The organism is Salmonella sp. GDC200615, from assembly GCF_050574145.1.
GTDB classification, from domain to species: domain Bacteria; phylum Pseudomonadota; class Gammaproteobacteria; order Enterobacterales; family Enterobacteriaceae; genus Salmonella; species Salmonella enterica.
The window spans coordinates 3,513,206-3,534,370 of sequence record NZ_CP192247.1; the positions used below are offsets into that span (position 1 = coordinate 3,513,206).

The window sequence follows — 21,165 nt, forward strand, 5'->3', positions numbered from 1 at the left end:
GATGGGAATGGCATAATGAAGATCACTTTTACAGGCTATCGGCAGACCGCCACGCTGGCGACGCTTGCTTTCGTCACCACGCTTGCTGGCTGTACGATGGCGCCGAAGCACGAACGCCCCGCATCGCCGACTGCGATGGTCTATCCCTACGCAACGTCAACCGTTTCTGGCGCGCCGGATGCCGCTGACATTGGCTGGCGTGATTTCTTCCACGATCCGCTTCTACAGGAACTGATCGCGATCGCGTTACGCAATAATCGGGATTTACGCAAGGCAGGGCTCAATGTTGAAGCCGCCCGGGCGTTATACCGTATTCAGCGCGCGGAGATGCTGCCGACGCTCGGCATCGCCACCGCCATGGACGCCGGTCGCACTCCCGCCGATCTCAGCGTCACGGACGAGCCTGAGATTAACCGACGCTACGAGATGGCTGGGGCGACGACGGCCTGGGAACTGGATCTCTGGGGGCGAGTGCGAAGCCTTAGCGACCAGGCATTAGCCGCCTATATGGCGCTTGATGAGACGTACATTGCGGCGCGAATGAGCCTGGTTTCCGAAGTCGCCAGCGCCTGGCTGACGCTACGGGCTGACCGGGAGCTGCTGCGCTTAACCGAAGATACGCCGGCCGCGCAAAAAAGTTCATACACATTGACAACCCAGCTTGCCCGGACAGGCAACGCCACACAGCTCGATCTGCGTATGGCGGAGATCGCGCTGCGTTCTGCCGAAATCAATCGCGCGGCGTATACGCGACAGTTGGCGCGGGATCGTAACGCGCTGGAATTGCTGTTGGGCCAGCCGCTCACGCCTGAACTGTCGCGTCGACTAAACGAGGCGGTCACGCTTACGGAAGTCGCGATCCCGACCACATTGCCAGGCGGATTACCGTCAGATCTGCTGGTACGCCGCCCGGATATTCGCGCCGCCGAGTACAGGCTGCGTGGCGCAAACGCCCGAATAGGCGCAGCGCGCGCCGCCTTCTTCCCGACAATCAGCCTGACAGGCACGGCGGGAACGGCCAGCGCGTCTCTTAGCGGACTCTTTGAACCGGGATAGGGAAGCTGGCGTTTTCTACCGCAAATCACCTTGCCTCTCTTTCACGGCGGCGCATTACGCGCTGACCTGGATAGGGCGCATGTCCAAAAACAGATTGAAATCGCCAGGTATGAAAACGTTATTCAGCAAGCCTTTCGCGACGTGGCGGATGGTCTGGCGGGACAGCGTACGCTGAATGACCAGGTGCAATCAGAACAACGCGCGGTTGAAGCCAGCCAAATCGCCTATGAGCTGGCCGGACTCCGTTTTCAGGAAGGCGTCGATGACTACCTTACGCTGCTTGATACCCATCGTATGCTTTATGGCGCGCAACAGCGCCTGGTACGCACACGGCTCATGCAACAGCTGAATATCATTAATCTGTATAAAGCATTAGGCGGCGGTTGGCGGGAATACAGCGAGAAAAAGCAAGGTTAGCCCAAATAGCGCCCGCGTCGCCAGTGCGGCGCGCGCGCTAAACAGGCATATATTGCCTGCAAAATAAGGTTAACGAGGGCAACGATAAACGTTCCCGCTTAACGTGACATTCGTTTGTTTGCTTGAGCCCGAACCGTGCCATGAACTTCCTGTCTGGCCTGCACGCTGGGTTAACAGGACTACCGTATTGCCGCCCATTTTATAAGCTTTGTTTTTCAGATCGTTACGGGCACCCGTTTCCAGGTTACTGTTGGAAGTCCAGCCACCGGTAAAGAAATTCCCCTGGCTGCCCGTGATATCCCCTAAGTAGCTGCATTCCTTACCTGGCTCGCTGGTCATCACCCGTACCTGTTCAGCGCCATAATTCAACGAATTAGCGCTACATGCGGTTAAAGCCAAGCCGGCGAAACATACTAAGATCTTTTTCATACTAATACCTGGTCTATTAATCATTAAATAATAACGCGTTCTTGCTTCTGAACGCCGTCAAGGAACTATATTTAAGATGTAACGAATGTCTTTCATTTGCTGAAGAAAAGTCTCTGTCATGATGCTATCATGTATGCTTGAGGCTATTTCTTGTTCAGTTTTTTCAATATGCTCTCTGAGTCTTATTTTTGTTTTTTCGTCAAGCGCCGAGATAAGTATCTTAATGGCAAGCAGCATAGTAGGATTGATGCTTTCACACTCTCTCATCGTTAACTTTTTCATCTTGTTTGCTTCAAGCCTGATCGGCGTTTTTGTCTACACGGCAAATTTTAGATGCGAAGATATGGCGACTTCTTTGGTAAATAAATAGCAAATGGAAAAAGCGTTTGAAGCCATATTTACGACAGATACGCAATCTATGAATGTACAAAGTCTTACGACTCATGCCATAGCTACTGGCGATCTGACTCATCGACTTTTTATATAAAAAGTGCCATAACAACTCCTCCTCCTTTTTTGTCAACGGCGCAAGTTCACCGACCGCTACTTCGTTTGCACAAGCGTATTTAATGAAATGCTCAATAAAAACAGGCTTTGCCAAATCGGGATCGATATCAGGATCTCTATCGCAGCCATGTGGATAAAGTTTTCCAATATCTCTGCGCGTGAGCCAGATTCGACGAGCATGTGGATAATGCTGCATGAGCGCCTTAAAACCTTTCCAGACCCCCTGAATCAAAACTCGTCCATCAATAATAATTATGATATCTTCGCTAGCTGATATCTGACACGAATTATATTCTCCATTGAGTGGGAACATAAAGCACTTCCCATCCTCAAAGAGTGAAGCGATGCCTAAATAAGTATAATAATCATCCGTTAAAACTATACCTATCGTTTTTAACGGAAGTTGTTCCGATAGTGAATTTATCATAATTTCATCAATAGAATAACGCTACGGTGAGTGTTTTATCTTCCTCTTAAGATTACCTGAGCGCTCATAACCATCCCTATTCTGTAGCAGCGCCATATTATTTTTAATTCCTTGCCATAAACGTAACGCTTATACTTTTAATATCAGAAGCGATAACCTACGCTGACACCAAATGTATTGGTATCCACAGCGAAGAAACGACTGGCTTCCCATGATGCATCGATAGATATACTCTTAACTGGATTAAATATTACGCCAGCGCCGTAGGCAAAGGACTCTTCTTTTGAGTGTTTATTAAATTTCATCGTCGCTATACCCGCATTGCCGTACAGGCTCACATAGTCATTAAAACGATATGTTGGTCCAAACATCAAAGAACCATAGTCCACAGAATCGGAACCATTTTTATGCAATTTCCCCTCTTTCCAGGTGTAGTTCTCCATTTCATTGCGCGTCGCGGTGAATGATCCTAACATCCCCCAGGTCTCATTGAACTCGTAACGATATTTAAAATTAAAGCCTCGCAGATCTTTGCTATCGCTATTTTTCAATGAACTGAGATGAGTTTGTGCATAACCAAACGATACGGTGTGCTGATCGTTAGCCAAAGCTAAAGGTGACGCTAATAATAAACCTAAAAAAACAAGGAACGAATACCGTCTTTTCATTAAAACCACTCCATTTTTGATATATAATTAAGGCGGTACCGGAACTTATGGCACACAAATAGCATTTAGATTAAGAACACCTAATGCGCTTATTACCAGTCATGCCAACTGCGGAGGTAATATAACCTGATATATTCGATAATGGATATGAAATCAGTCTTACAGAGTTCTTACTTTTTTATTAATGGCGGATTCATAGTTGCTTCAGACCGATCCTGGCATCGCATCCGTCAGGCGGACTGCGAGAGGTTATCAGCAAGTATCAGTCACCTTTTCGAAGAGTCAAAATTCATAAATAACTGTTTTATATAGATTTTAATTAACATTCAAGTTAACCTTTACCCTTGCGGAGGGCAATTTCGCAACTCGCTTTCTGACGCATTCAGACAACATTCAGATCTACTGCGCGGTACAAACGTTATAAAGCTGCCGATTAAGAGAATAAAAAAAGGTTTTCTCACCCACTTTAGATATTCGAATCTCATTAGCCGCTTCCGGATGCAGAACCCGTAAATATGATAACAGATCGCCAGCCGTGTCCGTGGCAAAGACTTTTACCCGGGATACTTCGAACGTATAAACACCAGGTGCTGTTCGATGTAAATTTTTCATATATACGTCCCGGTATAATATTTTTACACCGTTATCTTTTGTTTTTATTTCATATTGAAGCGTAATTCTCTTCATCTTAAAATCAAGAACAAGACTGCCATCGGCATGGATATCTTTAGGTTGTATCGTCGTTACCGTTCTTGTCGTACATAAAAATTCATTAGTATTAATAGAACTATGGTTACTGTTTCGTACCCAAACTACCATCAGTACGACTGAAACAGCCAGCATACCAAGCGTCGCCACGCTTAATAACGTTCTTTTATGGAAATGCATTTCGGCTCCGCTATATCAAGTTGGTTAAGACACTGGACAAAAATATTTGTATTAGGAACGCGAATGTAATAAATGATTTTTCCGTTTTGTTTATGTATTTCATTACTCATCTCAGAGTACGCTTCAACGATATCCGTCAGATGGGTTTTATCATGCCCGACACTATAAAAAGTGTATCCATCATACGAACCCTGGAGGGTAAAATAATCAATATTTTCACCCTTAACTTTATACATCATAAAAAACATCAGAAGCGCGGCCAGGCAAAAGTAGAGCCAATCTTTTTTATTCACAGCGCCCGGTATTGGGGTAATAATAGTGTCATCGTGCCGCACTTCAACCGTCGATACTTCTGTTTCAGCAACAGCAGGCAACGGAGTATTTTGCGCCTCATCACTCAACGGTTCAATGGAAACGGAGAGTAAAACACCCACGCGAGGGCGAGTCACAACAGACGCCCCCTTAAGACCAATTTTATCAAATGACCCTCGTAGCTGGTTAATCAATTTATAATAACTGGCATCAGAGACCACGACACCTTTGCGCCCCCAGACATAGTTAATTAAATCATCTTTTTTAAAAAGGCCTTCATGAAAAGCGATAAGCAAACTGCGTTCCGATTCAGATATCGTTATCGACTCTCCGGCGCAGGAAAGCGTCATTCGTTCACAATCAAGAATAACTCTTTTGTCAATCAGATAATTGTTCTGACTCATAAAAATATCCGCCCCAGTGCTATCACGTTTCTTCACGGCATAAACATATTACCAGGATATATCGCGCTATTGAATTTTTTTCCGTAGCGAGCTCCTGTATTATTCAGCCACCAGGCCACTCGCAGATTCGTTTTCCCCCTTGAGCAAACCATTTTGCCTCTGGGCCGACTTGCCAAGCCAGCTCATAAAGTCATTAGCCCCCATCGGCCTGGCATAAAGAAATCCCTGAACGAATCCTACCCCGTGGCTTAAGATGTAACGCAATTGGTGCTGGGTACTGACCCCTTCGGCAACCACATTGAGCCCCAGTCGCTGACTCAGCGTAATGATAGTATCCAGGACAGGAACATCATCGCTGCTGGTATCAATGGTATCGATAAACGTTCTGTCTATTTTAAGAGAGTCTACAGGTAATTGCTGGAGATAGGAGAGTGAGCAATAGCCGGTCCCAAAATCATCAATCGCTATTAACACGCCTTTTTCACGGAGCGTTGAAAGTTTTTCTGCGACCTGTGAAGGTTCTACAATCAGGCTACGTTCGGTGAGCTCCAACATAAGCGTTATCGTTCCCAAACGAGTCCTGAGCGCCTCTATATCTTGTATAAAACCGTCATCCATAAGATGCGCAGGCGATATATTTACGCTGATATAGAAATCATCCGGTACAGTCCAGTTTATTACGTCATGAGCAATCAGTTCGAACAGATGACGAGAGAGTGGAATAATCATGCCTTCATTTTCTGCGGCGGTAATAAAAATATCCGGGGTTATAAAACGGCCATCCGGTTGCGGCCAGCGCATTAGCGCCTCCACGCCGCTGCAACTACCGTGTTTAACATTAAAAACAGGCTGATAATGTACCGTAAACTCATTGTGCGTTATTCCCCTGGCAATCTCCCGGGCCAGAGATAAACGTTTTAAATACCAGCGCCTGTAGAACAACATCATCCCTACAGAAAGACACAATGACAGCGGAACAAAAATAAAAAGGTTTTGTAACCAGTATGCCGATAACGTTGAGAAGGGGGTTCGCACCATCAGCTGGAGAGTGTGATCGGTTGAGGTGAACCGCTGCGTTAAAAACGCCTTACCGCGCAACGTCGCAGCGCTGGTAATCGCCTCCCCTGCGCCGAATGTCAGGCTAAAGGCTGATGCTCTCTCTGCTGCCAATATCTCTATGAGCTCCTGGACATACTGCGAATCCACAATGACGAAGGCCGCTTTATTCGCTGCTACTTTTTTCACATAAACCACAACAAGGCGATCGGGTCCTTCGGCCATACTACCGATAGATCGCAACCACCGTTCCGGATAAGAAGCAGGTAAGGAAAGCCCTGCCAGCCGGGAAAAATGATAGCGTTCGGTTCCTGTGACAAAGGAGCAAGTGATATCACCATTTTCCAGAAACCCAATGTCACGTACATAAGGAGTGAAGGCCCGCGTTCTGGACAGTTCTTTCAGCGTATCAGTGCAGGAACTCTCAGCCAGTCTGGCGGCTTTTCCAGCGACTTGCCAGGAGGCGGCAGATATATCCGCGCTAAACCGCAGCAGCGTATTGGCGCTGACGGCGATATCTCGTTTTAGCTGGAAGATACCCGCGAGTAACCCCACCAATATCATTACGATCAGTGGAACGGCAATAAACAACATCAGAAATAGCTTTCTTACTTTCAAATCATTGCCCTCTTACCGGCCTTCCTTTTGCCACTGTACGCTTTTATAGGATAACTAAAGTAACATTAATATAGAAAAGCAATATTGAGAGATAGGTTATACGTTCTTAATGATAGCAAGATGGCACTCCCTGTGCCGAAAATAGACAAGAAAATATCAATACCCAACAGGTGCAGGATACTATCGTTAAAATAAGCGATAGCAGATATCTAAATTCAATATGTTAGCCAGATGCCAGGTTCGCTGCCTGATGAGGCATAACAATCACGGAACGAATTCCCATCAATACAGGGATTATTGGCTACAACTCAACGTTACTACTGGTGGTACACACATTATACAAATGTCGATTAAGCGAAAACATGTAGGTATTTTTCCCAATTTTGACCATCTTTAACTCATTAATCGTACCAGGCTGTAACAGTCTCAACCAGGAAAACAAATCGCCAGCAGTATCAGACTCAAAAGTCTTAACTGAATTGACTTTAAAAGTAAATGTTTTCATACCCGTTCTGCGCAGTTTGCTGATGCAGATATCACGAAAAAAAAGCCGTTTCTCTTTCGTATCGGTAGTAACATCGTAGTGCAGGGTAATCCTGCCGGATTTAAGATCCAGCACAAGTCCACCATCCATGTACAATTTTCGTGGTTCAATATACGCTTCTGATTTTGTCGTGCATATAAGATTATTGGTTCTATAAGAGTCACGATTTACCCATTCAAGCGCTATTACCGATCCGATTGCGACAATGGCGATAAATATTACAAATATAATCAGTAACGTTCTTTTACTGTAATACATTTTGGCACCGCCATTTCAACAGGATTTAAGCATTGCAGAAAAATATTCATGTTAGGCTCCCTGATATAATAAAGATGGCGTCCATTTTGCCGGTAAATTTTAATTTTTAGAGAGTTAAAAGCAAAAACTACTTCACTTAATGTGACCTTATCCTCTTTTGTTTTATAGATTGCATAATCGTTATATTCGCCAAGATATGTAAAAAAACTATCAGGGCTGTTACGAACAGGCGCTTTATATATAGTAAATACACCATAGAGCAATGCCAGAAGAATGGCTCCTGTTAATACCACAAATACGCTGTGACGTTTAATTTTGTAAAATATTTTCTCCCGAGTCGAGGGGCCTTTAACGTTTTCATCACTCACCTTTAGGGAGGTGATTTTTTTATAGGTTCAATGGCAACAGACAGCGACACCCCACCCGAGGGCGAGTTACGATGTCAGATGGCTGTAGACCGATGCTACTAAAATCATTTCTCATTTGATTAATGAGTTTATAGTAACTTGATTCTGAGACGCAGCCTCCGCGATTTTCCCAAACAAAATGAATAATATCTTCTTTTTTGTAAAGACCATGCCAAAAAGCAAGAAGCAGATGGGTCTCAGCTTCTGATATTCTGATTATCTCATTACCATGCGATAAGGTCATCTTCGTACTATCAAATACAACACGCTTATCAAGTAAAAATATGCTTTCATTCATGACAATCCTAAAGGTAACTGCATCCATCATTCAGACGACATATTATCATGCTCAAAAAAGAATTCAGCCCCCTAATTAACCTGAGTTTAACTTATAACTCTCACTTATAGTAAACAATAATTGACACAAGTATTACCTGCACATTACAAATCAAACAGTTATAGGTAAATCTGAACACTTTTCTTTACCTTAACGCAAACTCAGGAAACTTCTGAAAGGCCAAAAGTAAGAAAAAAGTAAGACTAATTATACTGTTTCAGAAGCACATTTCAGAAAATTTACCTTAATCTCACCATCGTATTATCCATCGGGAGGTTTAACTGATACGGATTTTACATAGCAAAAATGTGCAGGTTGTATTGCAACATAGTCTATCTATTCAGTCGCGGAGAGAATTGTTATCGGATTACACTCAATTAAATGATAACACTATCAGTTGTACTAATGAGATGTATGGACGAAAGCGCTTATCGCTCTATTTCATGATGAGAGAAATAAGTCTGTTTGTTTTATATCGCATTATCAATAGTCAGGAGGGTATAGCTCACATCCCAAAATAGAGTTAATGATCGTTATTTTTACCACTCCTCCATAAGCACGAAACATTCGGGCGAATTGCACTCGTTCTGAAAAAGTAAAGATTAATACAGGAACATTATCATATGTCTATGAAAAAATATTTAGCAATGATCACAGGCTCGCTTCTTATCTCCAGCAGCGCGATGGCTGTTTCTGATAACACCATCACCTTTCAAGGGGAAGTCTCTGATGAAACGTGCTCTGTCGTGATTAATGGTAATCAGGCTAAACCCGTCGTGTTATTACCAACAGTAAGTACTAAAGATTTATCAGAACAAGGGAAAACCGCGGGGCCAATAACGTTTGATATTGGGCTGTCCGGATGTACCGGCTCTCAGGACAAAACAACAAAAATTTCCACTGTCTTTGTCGGTAATCAGGTCACCAGTAACGGTAACCTGGGTAATACTGGCAGCGCGAAAAATGTTGAAGTCCAATTACTCGACACCTCAGGGGAGCCAATCAATCTGACCGGCGGCTTTACTGGCGACGGCGACCTACAGCTGGAACCAAATGCTTCTGAAGCGAGCGCGACTTATACCGCGCGGTATTACTCTACCGGGAAAGCAGAGGCTGGGACAGTCGCTGCCACCCTACAATACGCCGTTTCGTATAAATAATCGTCGCTACGGTCTGGCGTTGAAACGCCAGACCATTTTCAATCGCCAGGGAGTTGTTGAGATGAAAATGGATACCCGACATTCCGCATTATATTACTTAATAGTTTTTCTATTGCTGGCCCTACCCGCCACAGCATCGTGGGCGAGCGTTACTATTTTGGGTAGCCGAATAATTTACCCATCAACAGCCTCCTCCGTAGATGTGCAGTTAAAAAATAATGATGCAATACCTTATATCGTACAAACCTGGTTTGACGATGGCGATATGAATACCAGCCCGGAAAATAGCAGCTCGATGCCGTTCATTGCCACGCCGCCGGTATTTCGTATTCAACCCAAAGCAGGCCAGGTGGTACGCGTAATTTATAACAACACGAAAAAATTGCCGCAGGATCGTGAGTCAGTATTCTGGTTTAACGTATTACAGGTACCACCAACGAATATTGGCAGCGACAGTGGGCAAAATAAAATGTTGGTGATGCTGCGCTCAAGAATAAAACTTTTCTATCGTCCTGACGGGCTAGGTAAACCTGATAATCTGGCGAAAAAATTACAGATTAAAACGGTAAATAAGGGTTCCGGAAAAAGCGGTATTGTTAATCCGCAGCCCTGGTTTGCCTCTTTAAGTAACCTGAATGTAAAAGTGAACGGCGCTTCGTATAACCTGGATGCTGACATGATTGCCCCTTTCTCCAGTCAAACCTGGTGGCTGCCTGGCAAACGGTCACTCAAATCCTTCTCCGGTACAGTCACCGTTACTTTGGTTAACGACCTGGGCGCAAGGATAAGCGAGAGCTACGATGTCCCCCACCATTAATTGGAACCGCAAAAGCCTTGCGCTATTGATCGCCATAGTTTGCTCAGGCTCCGCGCAGGGTGAAGAGTATTATTTTGATCCTGCGCTACTTCAGGGGGCCACTTACGGACAAAATATTGCCCGTTTTAATGAACAGCAAACGCCTTCCGGAGACTATCTTGCCGACGTTTACGTTAATGGCACGCTGGTAACCTCGAGCACTAATATTCGATTTAATGCTGTAAAAGAGGGTCAACAGACTGAACCCTGCCTGCCCTTATCGGTGATGAAAGCAGCACAGATAAAATCACTCCCCGCGACCGACGCTGCGACCGAGTGTCGCCCGCTCAGGGAGTGGGTGCCTCATGCCGGTTGGCAATTTGATAGCGCCACGCTTCGCCTGTTGCTAACGATTCCAATGACCGAACTTACGCACAAACCGCGCGGTTATATCTCCCCTTCAGAGTGGGATAGCGGCGCGCTGGCGCTGTTTTTACGCCATAACACAAACTGGACCCACACCGAAAATACCGACAGCCATTATCGCTACCAATACTTATGGAGCAGTTTAAACATGGGCGTTAACCTCGGACTTTGGCAGGTCCGTCATCAAAGTAATCTGCGCTATGCCAATAGCAACCAGAGCGGAAGCGCCTGGCGCTATAATAGCGTTCGAACCTGGGTGCAAAGACCTGTCGCGTCTATTAACAGTATTCTGTCGCTGGGCGATAGCTATACGGACTCCAGCTTATTCGGCAGTCTGTCTTTTAACGGAGCTAAACTTGTCACCGACGAGCGGATGCGCCCGCAGGGCAAACGCGGTTATGCGCCGGAAGTTCGGGGCGTAGCGGCCAGTAGCGCGCACGTGGTAGTAAAACAACTGGGGAAAGTGATTTATGAAACCAACGTTCCGCCGGGCCCATTTTATATTGACGATCTGTACAACACCCGTTATCAAGGCGATCTGGAGGTAGAGGTTATCGAGGCCAGCGGTAAAACCTCACGTTTCACCGTGCCTTATTCTTCCGTGCCGGATTCGGTACGTCCCGGTAACTGGCACTATTCGCTGGCCTTCGGCAGGGTTCGTCAGTACTACGATATTGAAAATCGTTTCTTTGAGGGAACGTTCCAGCACGGCGTTAATAACACCATTACCCTCAACCTCGGTTCACGAATTGCGCAGCGTTACCAGGCATGGCTGGCGGGCGGCGTCTGGGCCACCGGTATGGGCGCGTTCGGCCTTAACGCCACCTGGTCGAACGCGCGCGCAGAGCATAACGATCGCCAGCAAGGCTGGCGCGCGGAACTCAGTTACAGCAAAACGTTTACCATCGGCACTAACCTGGTACTGGCGGCTTATCGTTATTCAACCAACGGCTTTCGCGATCTTCAGGACGTGCTCGGCGTACGCCGGGAAGCAAAAACGGGGATTGATTACTACTCCGACACGCTGCATCAGCGCAATCGCCTGTCCGCGACGGTAAGCCAGCCGTTAGGACGGCTTGGCACGCTTAACCTCAGCGCCAGCACCGCAGACTACTACAATAACCAATCGCGTATAACACAGCTACAAATGGGGTATAGCAACCAGTGGCGGAATATAAGCTACGGGGTGAATATCGCACGACAGCGCACCACCTGGGATTACGATCGCTTTTATCACGGCGTCAACGAACCACTGGACGTGAGTAGCCGACAAAAATATACCGAAACCACAATGTCGTTTAATGTCTCTATACCGCTGGATTGGGGCGAAAACAGAACGTCTGTCGCCATGAATTATAACCAGTCCAGTCAAAGCCGTTCCTCAACCGTATCCATGACCGGCAGTAGCGGTGAAAACAGCGACCTGTCATGGTCGGTTTATGGCGGCTACGAGCGTTATCGCAATAGTAATAGCGATAGCAGCGCGCCAACGACGTTTGGCGGTAATCTACAACAGAACACCCGGTTTGGCGCACTTCGCGCCAACTATGACCAGGGTGATAACTATCGTCAGGAAGGGCTGGGCGCGTCCGGCACCCTGGTTCTTCACCCTGGCGGTCTGACGGCTGGCCCCTATACCAGCGATACCTTTGCGCTTATTCATGCCGATGGCGCGCAGGGCGCGATCGTACAAAATGGCCAGGGCGCTGTGGTTGATCGCTTTGGTTACGCCATTCTGCCTTCGTTATCTCCTTACCGCGTCAATAACGTTACGCTCGATACCCGTAAGATGCGCAGCGATGCCTAACTGACGGGAGGAAGTCAGCAGATTGTGCCCTATGCCGGCGCCATCGCGCGTGTCAATTTCGCCACTATCAGCGGCAAAGCAGTGCTGATCTCCGTGAAGATGCCGGATGGCGGCATACCGCCAATGGGCGCTGATGTTTTCAACGGTGAAGGCACAAACATCGGCATGGTCGGCCAGAGTGGGCAGATTTATGCCCGTATCGCCCATCCGTCGGGTTCTCTACTGGTGCGCTGGGGAACAGGGGCAAACCAGCGTTGCCGGGTTGCCTACCAACTCGATCTTCACACCAAAGAACCGTTTCTCTATCTGAACAAAATCTGCGAGAAGGAATAGCACAATGCTTTTTAGTTTCCGAACGCTATTGTTTATCACCAGCCTGTTCGTCAGCGCCGGAACATGGTCGTCATGTATCAAAGTCACCGATAAGAGCGCGCTCTCTGACGCGGCGATAAAAGCGGGCTACACGGCGCAAAACTGGATCGGCGCAACTGACACGAATACCGGTAATATCGGTTTGCCAACGGTGATTAGCGTCAGTAATAGTGAAACTTTTCAACCCTCCGGCACACTATTGGCCAGTGGGATCGGTAACTTCCTGACGGCCGCCACCGGCACGCCCTATTCCAGTAAACAGGTACTTTACCGCTGCGATTCCGCCGATGCCGGGAAGCTCTATGAGATGTATTCGACAAATGGCGATAGCGCTTTTGCGGGGGCATTTTTTACTCCCGAAGTAGAAGGCGCTTATTATGATGTGGAGCGTAATGTTGCTGTCCGTATGACAAACCTCAGTACCGGCGAATATTACAGCCGCTTCTGGAAAGAACGCCAACTTACCGCAGACAGTTGGTTTCAGGATGACAAATATATTTATATTCCTGCCAGCGCGTTTAGCAACGTGTTATATGAGATGTTTAAAATTGACTCAAGAAAATATTTTGCCTACCAGAATCCAATGGACCGAGATACCTGGACGCAGCCTCGGGGTTATATCGCGTTTAAAGGCCCAGGCTTGATTACCGAGCGGATCAAAGCGGGACTGGATCATGCCAGCGATTATTATGGCTGGCCCAGCTATTGGCCCGGGGCATGGAGTACATATAATAGCGTCACCTATGTTCGCGGCGCGTTATGTAAAATCACAGATTATCCTGCGATCGTGAAAATTCCCCCTGTCGCCGTCGGCATATTAGCCGCCGGAGGCAATAGTCAGGCGCCTTTCCACGTCAGCCTGGAATGTGAGTCCGGTGCCGTGTCCAGTGCCCTCCCGTCCACCAGCGCCGCTAATGTCGCAATGGGGTTTGTCGTTAATCAACCCACCGCCGTGGCGGCGGCGCGTCGCCTGGGGCTAACCACATCCGCAGGCGGTCTGTCGTGGCTACTGGACACCCATTATGGCGAACCTGGCGTAGCTTCCGGAGTGGGTATCCGCATCTATAACGATGCCGGTACGCCGATTAACCTGTTACCCGATCGGATCAAGACAGGCACTGGCAACGCCCGAGGCTGGTATGGCTATAAAGATTTAACCACACGGGTATCATCCGGTTCAGTAGAAACCTATAGCGGTGATTTTACTGCCTCGCTTGAGGCGATCGGCGGACAAACAGTAACGGTAGGAAGCGTGAATGCGCAATTACAGGCAGTGGTTAGTTTTCAGTAAAGTCATATTAACGCTACTTGGGTTGACGGGATGGTATGGCCCGGCACAAGCTGCCGTTAATATTGACAGAACCCGAATTATTTTTGCTTCAGATGATGTCGCTCAATCGTTGACATTATCCAACGATAATACAACGCCGATGCTGTTACAGGTATGGACCGACGCCGGAAACATTGACGCCTCTCCGGATAATAGCAAAACGCCGCTGGTGGCGCTGCCGCCGGTATTTAAAATGCAGCCAGGAGAACTGAGAACGCTTCGCCTGCTCCTGAGTTCCCGCCAGCAGCTGGCAACGGACCGGGAGAGTCTCTTCTGGCTAAACATTTATCAGATACCGCCAGTCACCCAGGACATTAAAAACCACCCGCGAAAACTGGTATTACCGCTTCGTTTGCGGCTAAAAATTTTAATTCGCCCGACCGGATTAAAAGCGCCCACGGAAGCGGAGGAGAAAAAATTACGCTTTATTGCTAAAGAAAATACTATACGGATAGTTAACCCCACCTCGTGGTATATGAGTTTAACGTTAACGATGGATAACAAGAAAAGTATCGGCGATATCATGGTTGCGCCGAAAACAGCACTTGATGTGCCGCTAACACGCTCGCCAACGCCGGGAGCATCGATAAATTATGCAGTAATCAATGATTCCGGGAACTGGCGACAATATACCGCCATACTGGAAAAATATATTAGTAAGAGTGATTTTATTCCTGAGTTTTGATGGGAAATATTCAGGGATACGATCGTATCCCTGAGGCAAGCCAGACTCAGCATGTACCATTGTCAAAAATAGCATTAAGCTGATATTTTACTTTTTGCACGGCATCTTTGTTCTGTTGAGTTCCCTTCTCCTCAACAGACATATCCCATACGTTTTCATTATCTGATTCAATTAATGTGTAGAACGTATTATTATTACGCATCATATAACCACGAAAATTATTTTCGATGCCCGTTGTCACAGGCTTAGCAACCCCTGAAATAACAGACTCCGTCTCTTTATTGAAAATCTGGTATTGAATATTTGCGCAGTTTAAATCACAGGGAGAACATTTAAGATTTAAAACAAGCAGTATCGTGTTATTTTCAAAAACAAGGGCATAATGATTGCTGGCAGATGAACATAACGGGAATAGCGCGAGAAGGAGGATTATTATCAATTTCATATAGTTATATAGACTCCATCAAAGAAAACTTTCATTTCACGCCCCTGAGAATAGCGAAAGGCATACCATGCAGAACGAATGCTTTCCGAGCTGACGTCCTCATAGACATTTATACCATGCTCAGCAAGTATGCGAGAAAGAAAATGAGAAGATTGTTATGACAGAAAAGGTTGTAACGATAACAGGAACAATACCTATTTCATATTCATTTAATTAATAATATTAATTTTCTATTTCATCTTTGGTAATACCCCCAATGGATTTTCCGCCTATAATGCTGCACAGGTAGCTACTTCTCTTTTGCTGTGAGAAAACATTACATTGGTATAACTAATGAGAATGAGCAGAGGCATTAAGTCACGTAATATTGCGTTTCCTCTGTTAAGGCTTTTGTGTGAAAAGAGCATTACTGTTAGTCAGTTAGGTAGCATTACATAAGCATAACTAAATTTGAGAAAACCTCGAAAAATCAGCATATTGAATTGATGGATGGTATTGTTTTTTAAAGAATTTTAATTACCAACCTGCGATAATACGCTTAAGATGAACACATATCTATTGCGCTAAAGTAGTAGCTCAATCAATCTGATTGTTATGGAGTGAGTGTGTGATACTTACAATGCCATCCAGCCGATACCAATAGAATTCTCAACCTCCGATAATCGTCACCCAAAAATCAGGAGATAAAATATGACGTTAAAACCAAGTGAGAAATCCGGTAATAATGGAGGTATCTATGTGGAGGTTGGGCCTCGTGGTGGGATAAAAGATAACTTTGCCACGATAGCGGAAACAAAACCGCGCCACCAACGCAACGCCCTAAAAGCTACTGGGTGCTGGCAAAAAGAACACCTAACAGTAAACGTAAGTCAGAGCATCTGGCGCCACGACAGTTGGCGCCGACTGATCACAGTACGCCCGGTTCTTTACCGCCTGGCAAGCATTGTGCAAGATGCTCCGTGAGGAAATCGATGCAGATTTTGATACGATCAGAACTTGATGAACGCCGGGTATATACAGCCCAGATATTCGCTTCCTGATACCACTGAGGCAACACGCGAACCAGCTCACCTCGTTCAATATACTGCGCAACATCCCATTCCGACCGCAATGTAATGCCATGGCCTTTCAAGGCCCAAATAAGCACCACACTGCCGCTGTTGGAAGAATGAAAACCGTTTAGTCGGCAATGTGTCTGCTGCTTACCGTCCGTTAATATCCAATTGCCAAATGCCGAGTTTTTTTCCTGAATCATTAGGCAATCGTGCTGCACAAGCGCACTAACAGACTCTGGCTTGCCGTGGCGTTCGAGGTATTCAGGGGAAGCACACAGGATCCGTCGATTAGTGGCTAACTGCCGTGCGATATACAATTCGTTGATATCATCCCCAACGCGAATTTCAATATCGATCCCCTCTTCCACCAGATCCACTTCACGATCCGTTAGCGTGAGTTTTACCGTAATATCAGGATAGGCGATCATAAATGACGACAGCGCCTCTGCGACATATTTATGCCCAAAACCAAATGAGCAGTTGATGGTGATATTACCAGCCAACACACCACGTTGATTATCCAAACGACTGACAAAACCATCCATTTCACTGACGACCTGCATAGCCCCACCCAGCGCATTTTCGCCTTCCGGTGTGAGACGCATCACTCTGTTATTTCGAAAAAAAAGCCGGGCGTTGAGACATTTTTCAAGGATAGCGATACGTTTGCTGATATAGGAGGGAGATAACCCCAGCTCCAGCGCTGCCCGGGCAAATCCACCGTTGCGAGCAACGGTGACAAAAACGAAAAGATCTTCAACAGAAGGCCAGCCCTCAAGGGGCTGGCGATGTTTTTTTCCTACAGGTGTCGTTTTCATAGCATCAGTGCGAAGTTGCAAAGGATGACCGAGTTATAACACTGAATGTAAAAAGGACTGAAGTTTCTGGATAAAGTACTCAGGACACTCTTCCTGCGGGGAGTGTCCGCAAGGCAATGCTTCCCCCTGAACGTTTAGCGCCTTTTCTTTCCAGGTACCAACCACATTATATAGTTGCCCTACCGTTCCCAGCCCTCCCCACAGCAACTGTAACGGACACCGGATACGCGCCGACGTATCTGCGGCATCATCGTCCAAATCAATCGTCGCAGCAGCCCGGTAGTCCTCACAGATCGCGTGGATCATCTCAGGGTTCTGGTAACAGCGCAGGTATTCATTGAATGCTTCCTGCGAGGTCGCGCCCTCTATTTTTAGCTGGCCAGAAATATGCTTACGCAGAAAAAATGCCGGATCGTGCGCAATCATCGTTTCGGGTAACGGGAAAGGTTGAATCAGGAAAAACCACCAAAAGTAACGCGTAGCAAAGGATTTATCGGTCAAGGCGTACATCGTCGCGGTTGGAGCAATGTCGATAAAAGTACAACAGGTCACACGATCCGGATAATCCAGCGCGAGCCTGTGTCCTACGCGTCCGCCACGATCATGCCCTACAAAGGCAAAACGGGAAAAGCCGAGCGCATCCATTAACATGACGATATCCTGCGCCATGGTGCGCTTTGAATAGGTACGGTGCGCCGGATCGCTCGTTGGTTTATCGCTGTCGCCATAGCCACGCAAATCCGGCAAAATGACTGTATGATTTTGCGCCAATGTCGGTGCGACTTTCCGCCATGTTGTATGATTCTGCGGATGCCCATGTAGCAGTACCAAAGGTGAACCGCTGCCTCCGATAGCCACTCTTACCGTCAGACCATTTTCCAGACGAACATCCTTGAGCGCAAACCCCGGAATAAACGGAGAGGCGCCGCATTCAATCAGTGTACTCATCACTTTCTCCCGTCATGCCAGCTAACAGATGATGTTAAATAACGGCTATCCCGGACGACATTGCGCAGGGTTCCAATATGTTCAATCTCAACTTCAATAACATCACCATCGTGTAAAAACAGCGGTGGAACGCGTTTTTTGCCCACTCCACCAGGCGACCCTGTGAGGATCGTGTCGCCAGGGGAAAGCAGAGTAAAGGTGCTTATATAAGCAATGAGTGAAGCGATAGGATGGATCATATTTGCCGTAGATTCGTTCTGCACCTCCCGCCCGTTTAGTCGTGTCAGTAAACGTAGCATCTGGGGATCGGGAATGTCGTCTGTGGTCACCAGACACGGACCGAATGATCCTGTCGAAGGCCAGTTTTTTCCAGCCGTAAACCAGCTATGCTGCCAGTCCCTCACTGAACCATCCATATAGCAGCTGTATCCGGCGACATAATCTAAAGCATCCTCAGCGCTGACCCGGGAGCATGGCCGCCCAATCACTACGGCTAATTCACCTTCGTAGTCGAACTCATTGGTATTTTCAGGCTTCAGCAGCAGGCCATTATGCCCGGTCTGAGAATCCGCAAAACGGACAAAAAGGGTTGGGGCCGGGTTGGTTTCATTAAACTCAATACGCTTATCGGCGTAATTCATTCCGACACAGATGATCTTCTGCGGATCGTCAATCACCGGCAGAAAAGTGACTTCCTGGTAGTAATAATCCGCCGGCTCATCACACCATAACGCCGCATCCGTCAGCGCATTAGCGCACAGTAGAGATTTCAAAGTGGGATATTTGTCGCCAAGCCGCTGCGAGAGATCAATTATTCCGGTTTCCTGCATAATGCCGTAGCGTTTGCCACCGTTCACAAGATATTGAACCAGTTTCATTGCAGTCTTCTTCCTTAACCGCGCGGGGATGCAGGGCGTTTTAACCACGGCCGCCGTGAATAATGCGCAACCTCAAAATTTTCAATCTCCGGCAAGTATTGCAATGTCCAGGCTATCGCATCTTCGCCTGCGGCCAGCATCGCCCGTTTGAGTTCACTGATCACAAAGGAGATCGTTTCCTCTGCCGTCGTAATTTCGCAGCGATCGAGTGAAACAGTGATAGAATTGGTATCAGCACTCGCGGCAAGCTGCGCCAGGCGCGCCAAAGCAGGTTCATCTAATGAGACCGTGAGGATCCCGTTGCGTTGGCAGTTATCATCGAAAATGCCTGCAAATGTGCTACCTATCAGCCCCCGTATTCCCAGTTGTTTTAATCCCCATACGGCGTGTTCACGACTCGATCCACAGCCAAAATTGGGGCCAACCAGCAGGAATGTCGCGCTCTGCCAGCCCGGCATGTTCAGAATAAAATCAGGATTTGGTTGGCCGCCAGCCATAAAGCGACGATCGAAAAACACCCCTTTATCCAGCCCCTAGCGATCGATCCCTTTCAGGAACTGTTTTGGCATAATCACATCAGTGTCGATATTCGGTTCCAGCATCGGCGCAATTCGCCCGCTGATTTGCTTAAACGTATCCATCTTATTCCCCTGCCTGAAGTAATGACCGAACATCGACCAGATGCCCCGCTACCGCCGCCGCCGCAACCATCGCCGGGCTCATCAAATGCGTTCTTGCTCCAGCGCCCTGTCGTCCAGGGAAGTTACGATTCGTACCTGATGCACAGCGATCGCCGGGCGACAATACATCTTCATTCATCGCAAGGCACATTGAGCAACCCGACTGCCGCCATTCAAAACCGGCAGCAATAAAGATTTTCGCCAGTCCTTCTTCTTCCGCCTGGCGTCTTACCATTGTTGAACCAGGCACAATGATCCCGCGAACATGGCTGGCGATTTTGCGCCCTTCAAGCACCTTCGCAACGGCACGCAAATCCTCAATGCGACCATTTGTGCATGAACCAATAAAAGCGTGAGAGATACGAATATCTTTCAGCAACATGCCAGCCGTTAATCCCATGTAATGAAGGGCCTTCTCAAGCGCCAGGCGCTTAAGCGGATTGGTTTCCTGTTCCGGGAAAGGAACACGTCCGGTGATGGAACCTGTTTGATCCGGACTGATTCCCCAGGTGACTTTAGGCTCAAGATCATGGCAGTTGATCGCCACCGTCTTATCAAATACCGCATCAGCATCGCTGCTCAACTGTGACCATTCCAGCAATGCCTGCTGCCAGAGTTCACCTACAGGCATTTGCGGTTTACCGTAGATATAGTCAAAAACCTTTTTATCCGGCGCAATAATGGCACCACGCGCCCCCGCTTCTACCGCCATGTTGCAGAGCGTCATTCGTCCTTCAACGCTCAACGCGCTGATGGCCTCACCCACAAATTCAATGGCATATCCGGTCGCGCCATCAGCGCCAATACGTTCAAGCAATTCAAGAACAATATCTTTTGCGGAACAGGCGAAAGGTAGCTCTCCCTGAACACTTACGCGCATGGTTTTGAGCTTGCGGTAAACCAGCGTCTGCGTGGCCAGCAGATGTTCAATTTCCGACGTCCCGATACCAAAGCCCAGCGCGCCAAATGCACCGTAGGTTGTCGTGTGACTATCCCCGGCGGCGATCACCATGCCAGGCATCACTAGCCCTTGTTCATGAGCAACCACGTGTTCAATCCCCTGACGCGGATCCAGCACATCAAATAATGTGATGCCAAAGTCAGCGGCATTTTCCCGAAAGTAATCAACCTGTAGCTGTCCTCCCGGATCGGTCATTAAGTCATCCCGTTGCGACCGCGTGGGATTAACATTGTCAATATTCAATAAAAACGTGTCGGGGTGCCGAACGGTGCGGCCGCGTTCTCTTAACCCGCTAAATGCCTGCGGGCTGGTATATTCATTCAGTATTGAACGATCAATATAAAGTAAAACATGTCCTTCGTTATCAAGTTCACGAATGGTATGTGACTCAACTAATTTTTCATACAGCGTTTTAGCAGACATATATATTCCTAGAGCAACGAATATCCGGGTAGCCAAATATTCACAATTTAAGC

General features: G+C 47.2%; 20 protein-coding genes and 3 pseudogenes. 7 read left to right on the forward strand and 16 right to left on the reverse strand.

Annotated elements, in window-relative coordinates:
* Positions 1–15 precede the first annotated feature (15 nt).
* Positions 16–1,473: pseudogene (gene mdsC, locus ACQ29O_RS16955) on the forward strand (multidrug efflux transporter outer membrane subunit MdsC).
* A 69-nt stretch (positions 1,474–1,542) separates the two neighbouring features.
* Here mdsC and ACQ29O_RS16960 read toward each other — a convergent pair.
* The 10 genes and pseudogenes from ACQ29O_RS16960 to ACQ29O_RS17005 all read right to left on the reverse strand — a co-directional run bounded on the left by ACQ29O_RS16960 (position 1,543) and on the right by ACQ29O_RS17005 (position 8,289).
* Positions 1,543–1,902, reverse strand: a complete 360-nt coding sequence (locus tag ACQ29O_RS16960; RefSeq protein WP_000722975.1) for a DUF4156 domain-containing protein — start codon at positions 1,900–1,902, stop codon at positions 1,543–1,545.
* Positions 1,903–1,959: 57 nt separating this feature from the next.
* On the reverse strand, positions 1,960–2,184 hold the full coding sequence (locus ACQ29O_RS16965; RefSeq protein WP_000737127.1) for a membrane protein: 225 nt from the start codon (positions 2,182–2,184) through the stop codon (positions 1,960–1,962).
* A 10-nt stretch (positions 2,185–2,194) separates the two neighbouring features.
* Positions 2,195–2,836, reverse strand: coding sequence for a helix-turn-helix transcriptional regulator (locus ACQ29O_RS16970; protein WP_000610827.1), 642 nt, complete (start codon positions 2,834–2,836; stop codon positions 2,195–2,197).
* Positions 2,837–2,979: 143 nt separating this feature from the next.
* Positions 2,980–3,504, reverse strand: coding sequence for an Ail/Lom family outer membrane beta-barrel protein (locus ACQ29O_RS16975; RefSeq protein WP_000830335.1), 525 nt, complete (start codon positions 3,502–3,504; stop codon positions 2,980–2,982).
* A 399-nt stretch (positions 3,505–3,903) separates the two neighbouring features.
* Complete coding sequence (locus ACQ29O_RS16980; RefSeq protein ID WP_000545422.1) at positions 3,904–4,392, reverse strand: hypothetical protein; 489 nt, start codon at positions 4,390–4,392, stop codon at positions 3,904–3,906.
* Positions 4,365–5,108 (reverse strand): transcriptional regulator, encoded by a 744-nt coding sequence (locus ACQ29O_RS16985; RefSeq protein ID WP_000081368.1) that lies wholly within the window; start codon positions 5,106–5,108, stop codon positions 4,365–4,367. Before ACQ29O_RS16985 ends, ACQ29O_RS16980 begins: the two co-directional genes overlap by 28 nt.
* Before the next feature lie 99 nt (positions 5,109–5,207).
* Complete coding sequence (locus ACQ29O_RS16990) at positions 5,208–6,782, reverse strand: EAL domain-containing protein (RefSeq protein ID WP_000868289.1); 1,575 nt, start codon at positions 6,780–6,782, stop codon at positions 5,208–5,210.
* 501 nt (positions 6,783–7,283) lie between these two features.
* Positions 7,284–7,584, reverse strand: a pseudogene (locus ACQ29O_RS16995) (hypothetical protein).
* Positions 7,557–7,952, reverse strand: a complete 396-nt coding sequence (locus tag ACQ29O_RS17000) for a hypothetical protein (RefSeq protein ID WP_001697467.1) — start codon at positions 7,950–7,952, stop codon at positions 7,557–7,559. The pseudogene ACQ29O_RS16995 and the gene ACQ29O_RS17000 overlap by 28 nt, the downstream one beginning before the upstream one ends.
* 19 nt (positions 7,953–7,971) lie before the next feature.
* Positions 7,972–8,289, reverse strand: a complete 318-nt coding sequence (locus ACQ29O_RS17005) for a winged helix-turn-helix domain-containing protein (RefSeq protein WP_253336137.1) — start codon at positions 8,287–8,289, stop codon at positions 7,972–7,974.
* A gap of 662 nt (positions 8,290–8,951) precedes the next feature.
* Here ACQ29O_RS17005 and ACQ29O_RS17010 point away from each other — a divergent pair.
* The 5 genes and pseudogenes from ACQ29O_RS17010 (at position 8,952) to stbE (ending at position 14,904) form a co-directional block, all read left to right on the forward strand.
* Entirely contained in the window at positions 8,952–9,488 is a 537-nt protein-coding gene (locus ACQ29O_RS17010) for a fimbrial protein (RefSeq protein ID WP_000062030.1), read from the forward strand.
* 61 nt (positions 9,489–9,549) lie between these two features.
* Positions 9,550–10,305, forward strand: a complete 756-nt coding sequence (stbB, locus tag ACQ29O_RS17015; RefSeq protein ID WP_024143607.1) for a fimbrial biogenesis chaperone StbB — start codon at positions 9,550–9,552, stop codon at positions 10,303–10,305.
* A pseudogene (locus tag ACQ29O_RS17020) lies at positions 10,289–12,850 on the forward strand (fimbrial outer membrane usher protein). Before stbB ends, ACQ29O_RS17020 begins: the two are co-directional and overlap by 17 nt.
* 4 nt (positions 12,851–12,854) lie before the next feature.
* A complete protein-coding gene (gene stbD, locus ACQ29O_RS17025) occupies positions 12,855–14,180 on the forward strand; it encodes a fimbrial usher protein StbD (protein ID WP_000899099.1) in 1,326 nt (441 codons plus the stop codon).
* The gene (stbE, locus tag ACQ29O_RS17030) at positions 14,146–14,904 is read left to right on the forward strand and encodes a fimbrial biogenesis chaperone StbE (protein WP_001247031.1); all 759 of its coding nucleotides are present in this window, start codon (positions 14,146–14,148) and stop codon (positions 14,902–14,904) included. Before stbD ends, stbE begins: the two co-directional genes overlap by 35 nt.
* A gap of 46 nt (positions 14,905–14,950) precedes the next feature.
* On the opposite strand, the gene ACQ29O_RS17035 is transcribed toward stbE, so the two are convergent.
* Positions 14,951–15,349 (reverse strand): outer membrane protein, encoded by a 399-nt coding sequence (locus tag ACQ29O_RS17035; protein ID WP_000766837.1) that lies wholly within the window; start codon positions 15,347–15,349, stop codon positions 14,951–14,953.
* Between the two features lie 690 nt (positions 15,350–16,039).
* Between ACQ29O_RS17035 and ACQ29O_RS17040 the strand changes: the two genes are divergently transcribed.
* On the forward strand, positions 16,040–16,312 hold the full coding sequence (locus ACQ29O_RS17040; RefSeq protein ID WP_001575666.1) for a hypothetical protein: 273 nt from the start codon (positions 16,040–16,042) through the stop codon (positions 16,310–16,312).
* Here the strand turns inward: ACQ29O_RS17040 and ACQ29O_RS17045 are convergent.
* From ACQ29O_RS17045 to leuC, 5 genes are all read right to left on the reverse strand, one after another.
* Complete coding sequence (locus ACQ29O_RS17045; protein WP_020937113.1) at positions 16,257–17,222, reverse strand: LysR family transcriptional regulator; 966 nt, start codon at positions 17,220–17,222, stop codon at positions 16,257–16,259. The two genes, ACQ29O_RS17040 and ACQ29O_RS17045, sit on opposite strands and share 56 nt — an antisense overlap.
* Positions 17,223–17,255: 33 nt before the next feature.
* Positions 17,256–18,170: an alpha/beta fold hydrolase gene (locus ACQ29O_RS17050; RefSeq protein ID WP_000105593.1), complete on the reverse strand. Its 915-nt coding sequence runs from the start codon at positions 18,168–18,170 to the stop codon at positions 17,256–17,258.
* On the reverse strand, positions 18,170–19,048 hold the full coding sequence (locus ACQ29O_RS17055) for a fumarylacetoacetate hydrolase family protein (RefSeq protein WP_000780208.1): 879 nt from the start codon (positions 19,046–19,048) through the stop codon (positions 18,170–18,172). The genes ACQ29O_RS17050 and ACQ29O_RS17055 overlap by 1 nt, the downstream gene beginning before the upstream one ends.
* Positions 19,049–19,062: 14 nt before the next feature.
* A complete protein-coding gene (gene leuD / locus ACQ29O_RS17060) occupies positions 19,063–19,578 on the reverse strand; it encodes a 3-isopropylmalate dehydratase small subunit (protein WP_223557437.1) in 516 nt (171 codons plus the stop codon).
* 112 nt (positions 19,579–19,690) lie between these two features.
* Positions 19,691–21,112 carry a 3-isopropylmalate dehydratase large subunit gene (gene leuC / locus ACQ29O_RS17065; RefSeq protein ID WP_001274864.1) on the reverse strand — a complete coding sequence of 474 codons (1,422 nt, stop codon included), beginning with the start codon at positions 21,110–21,112 and terminating at the stop codon, positions 19,691–19,693.
* Positions 21,113–21,165 lie beyond the last annotated feature (53 nt).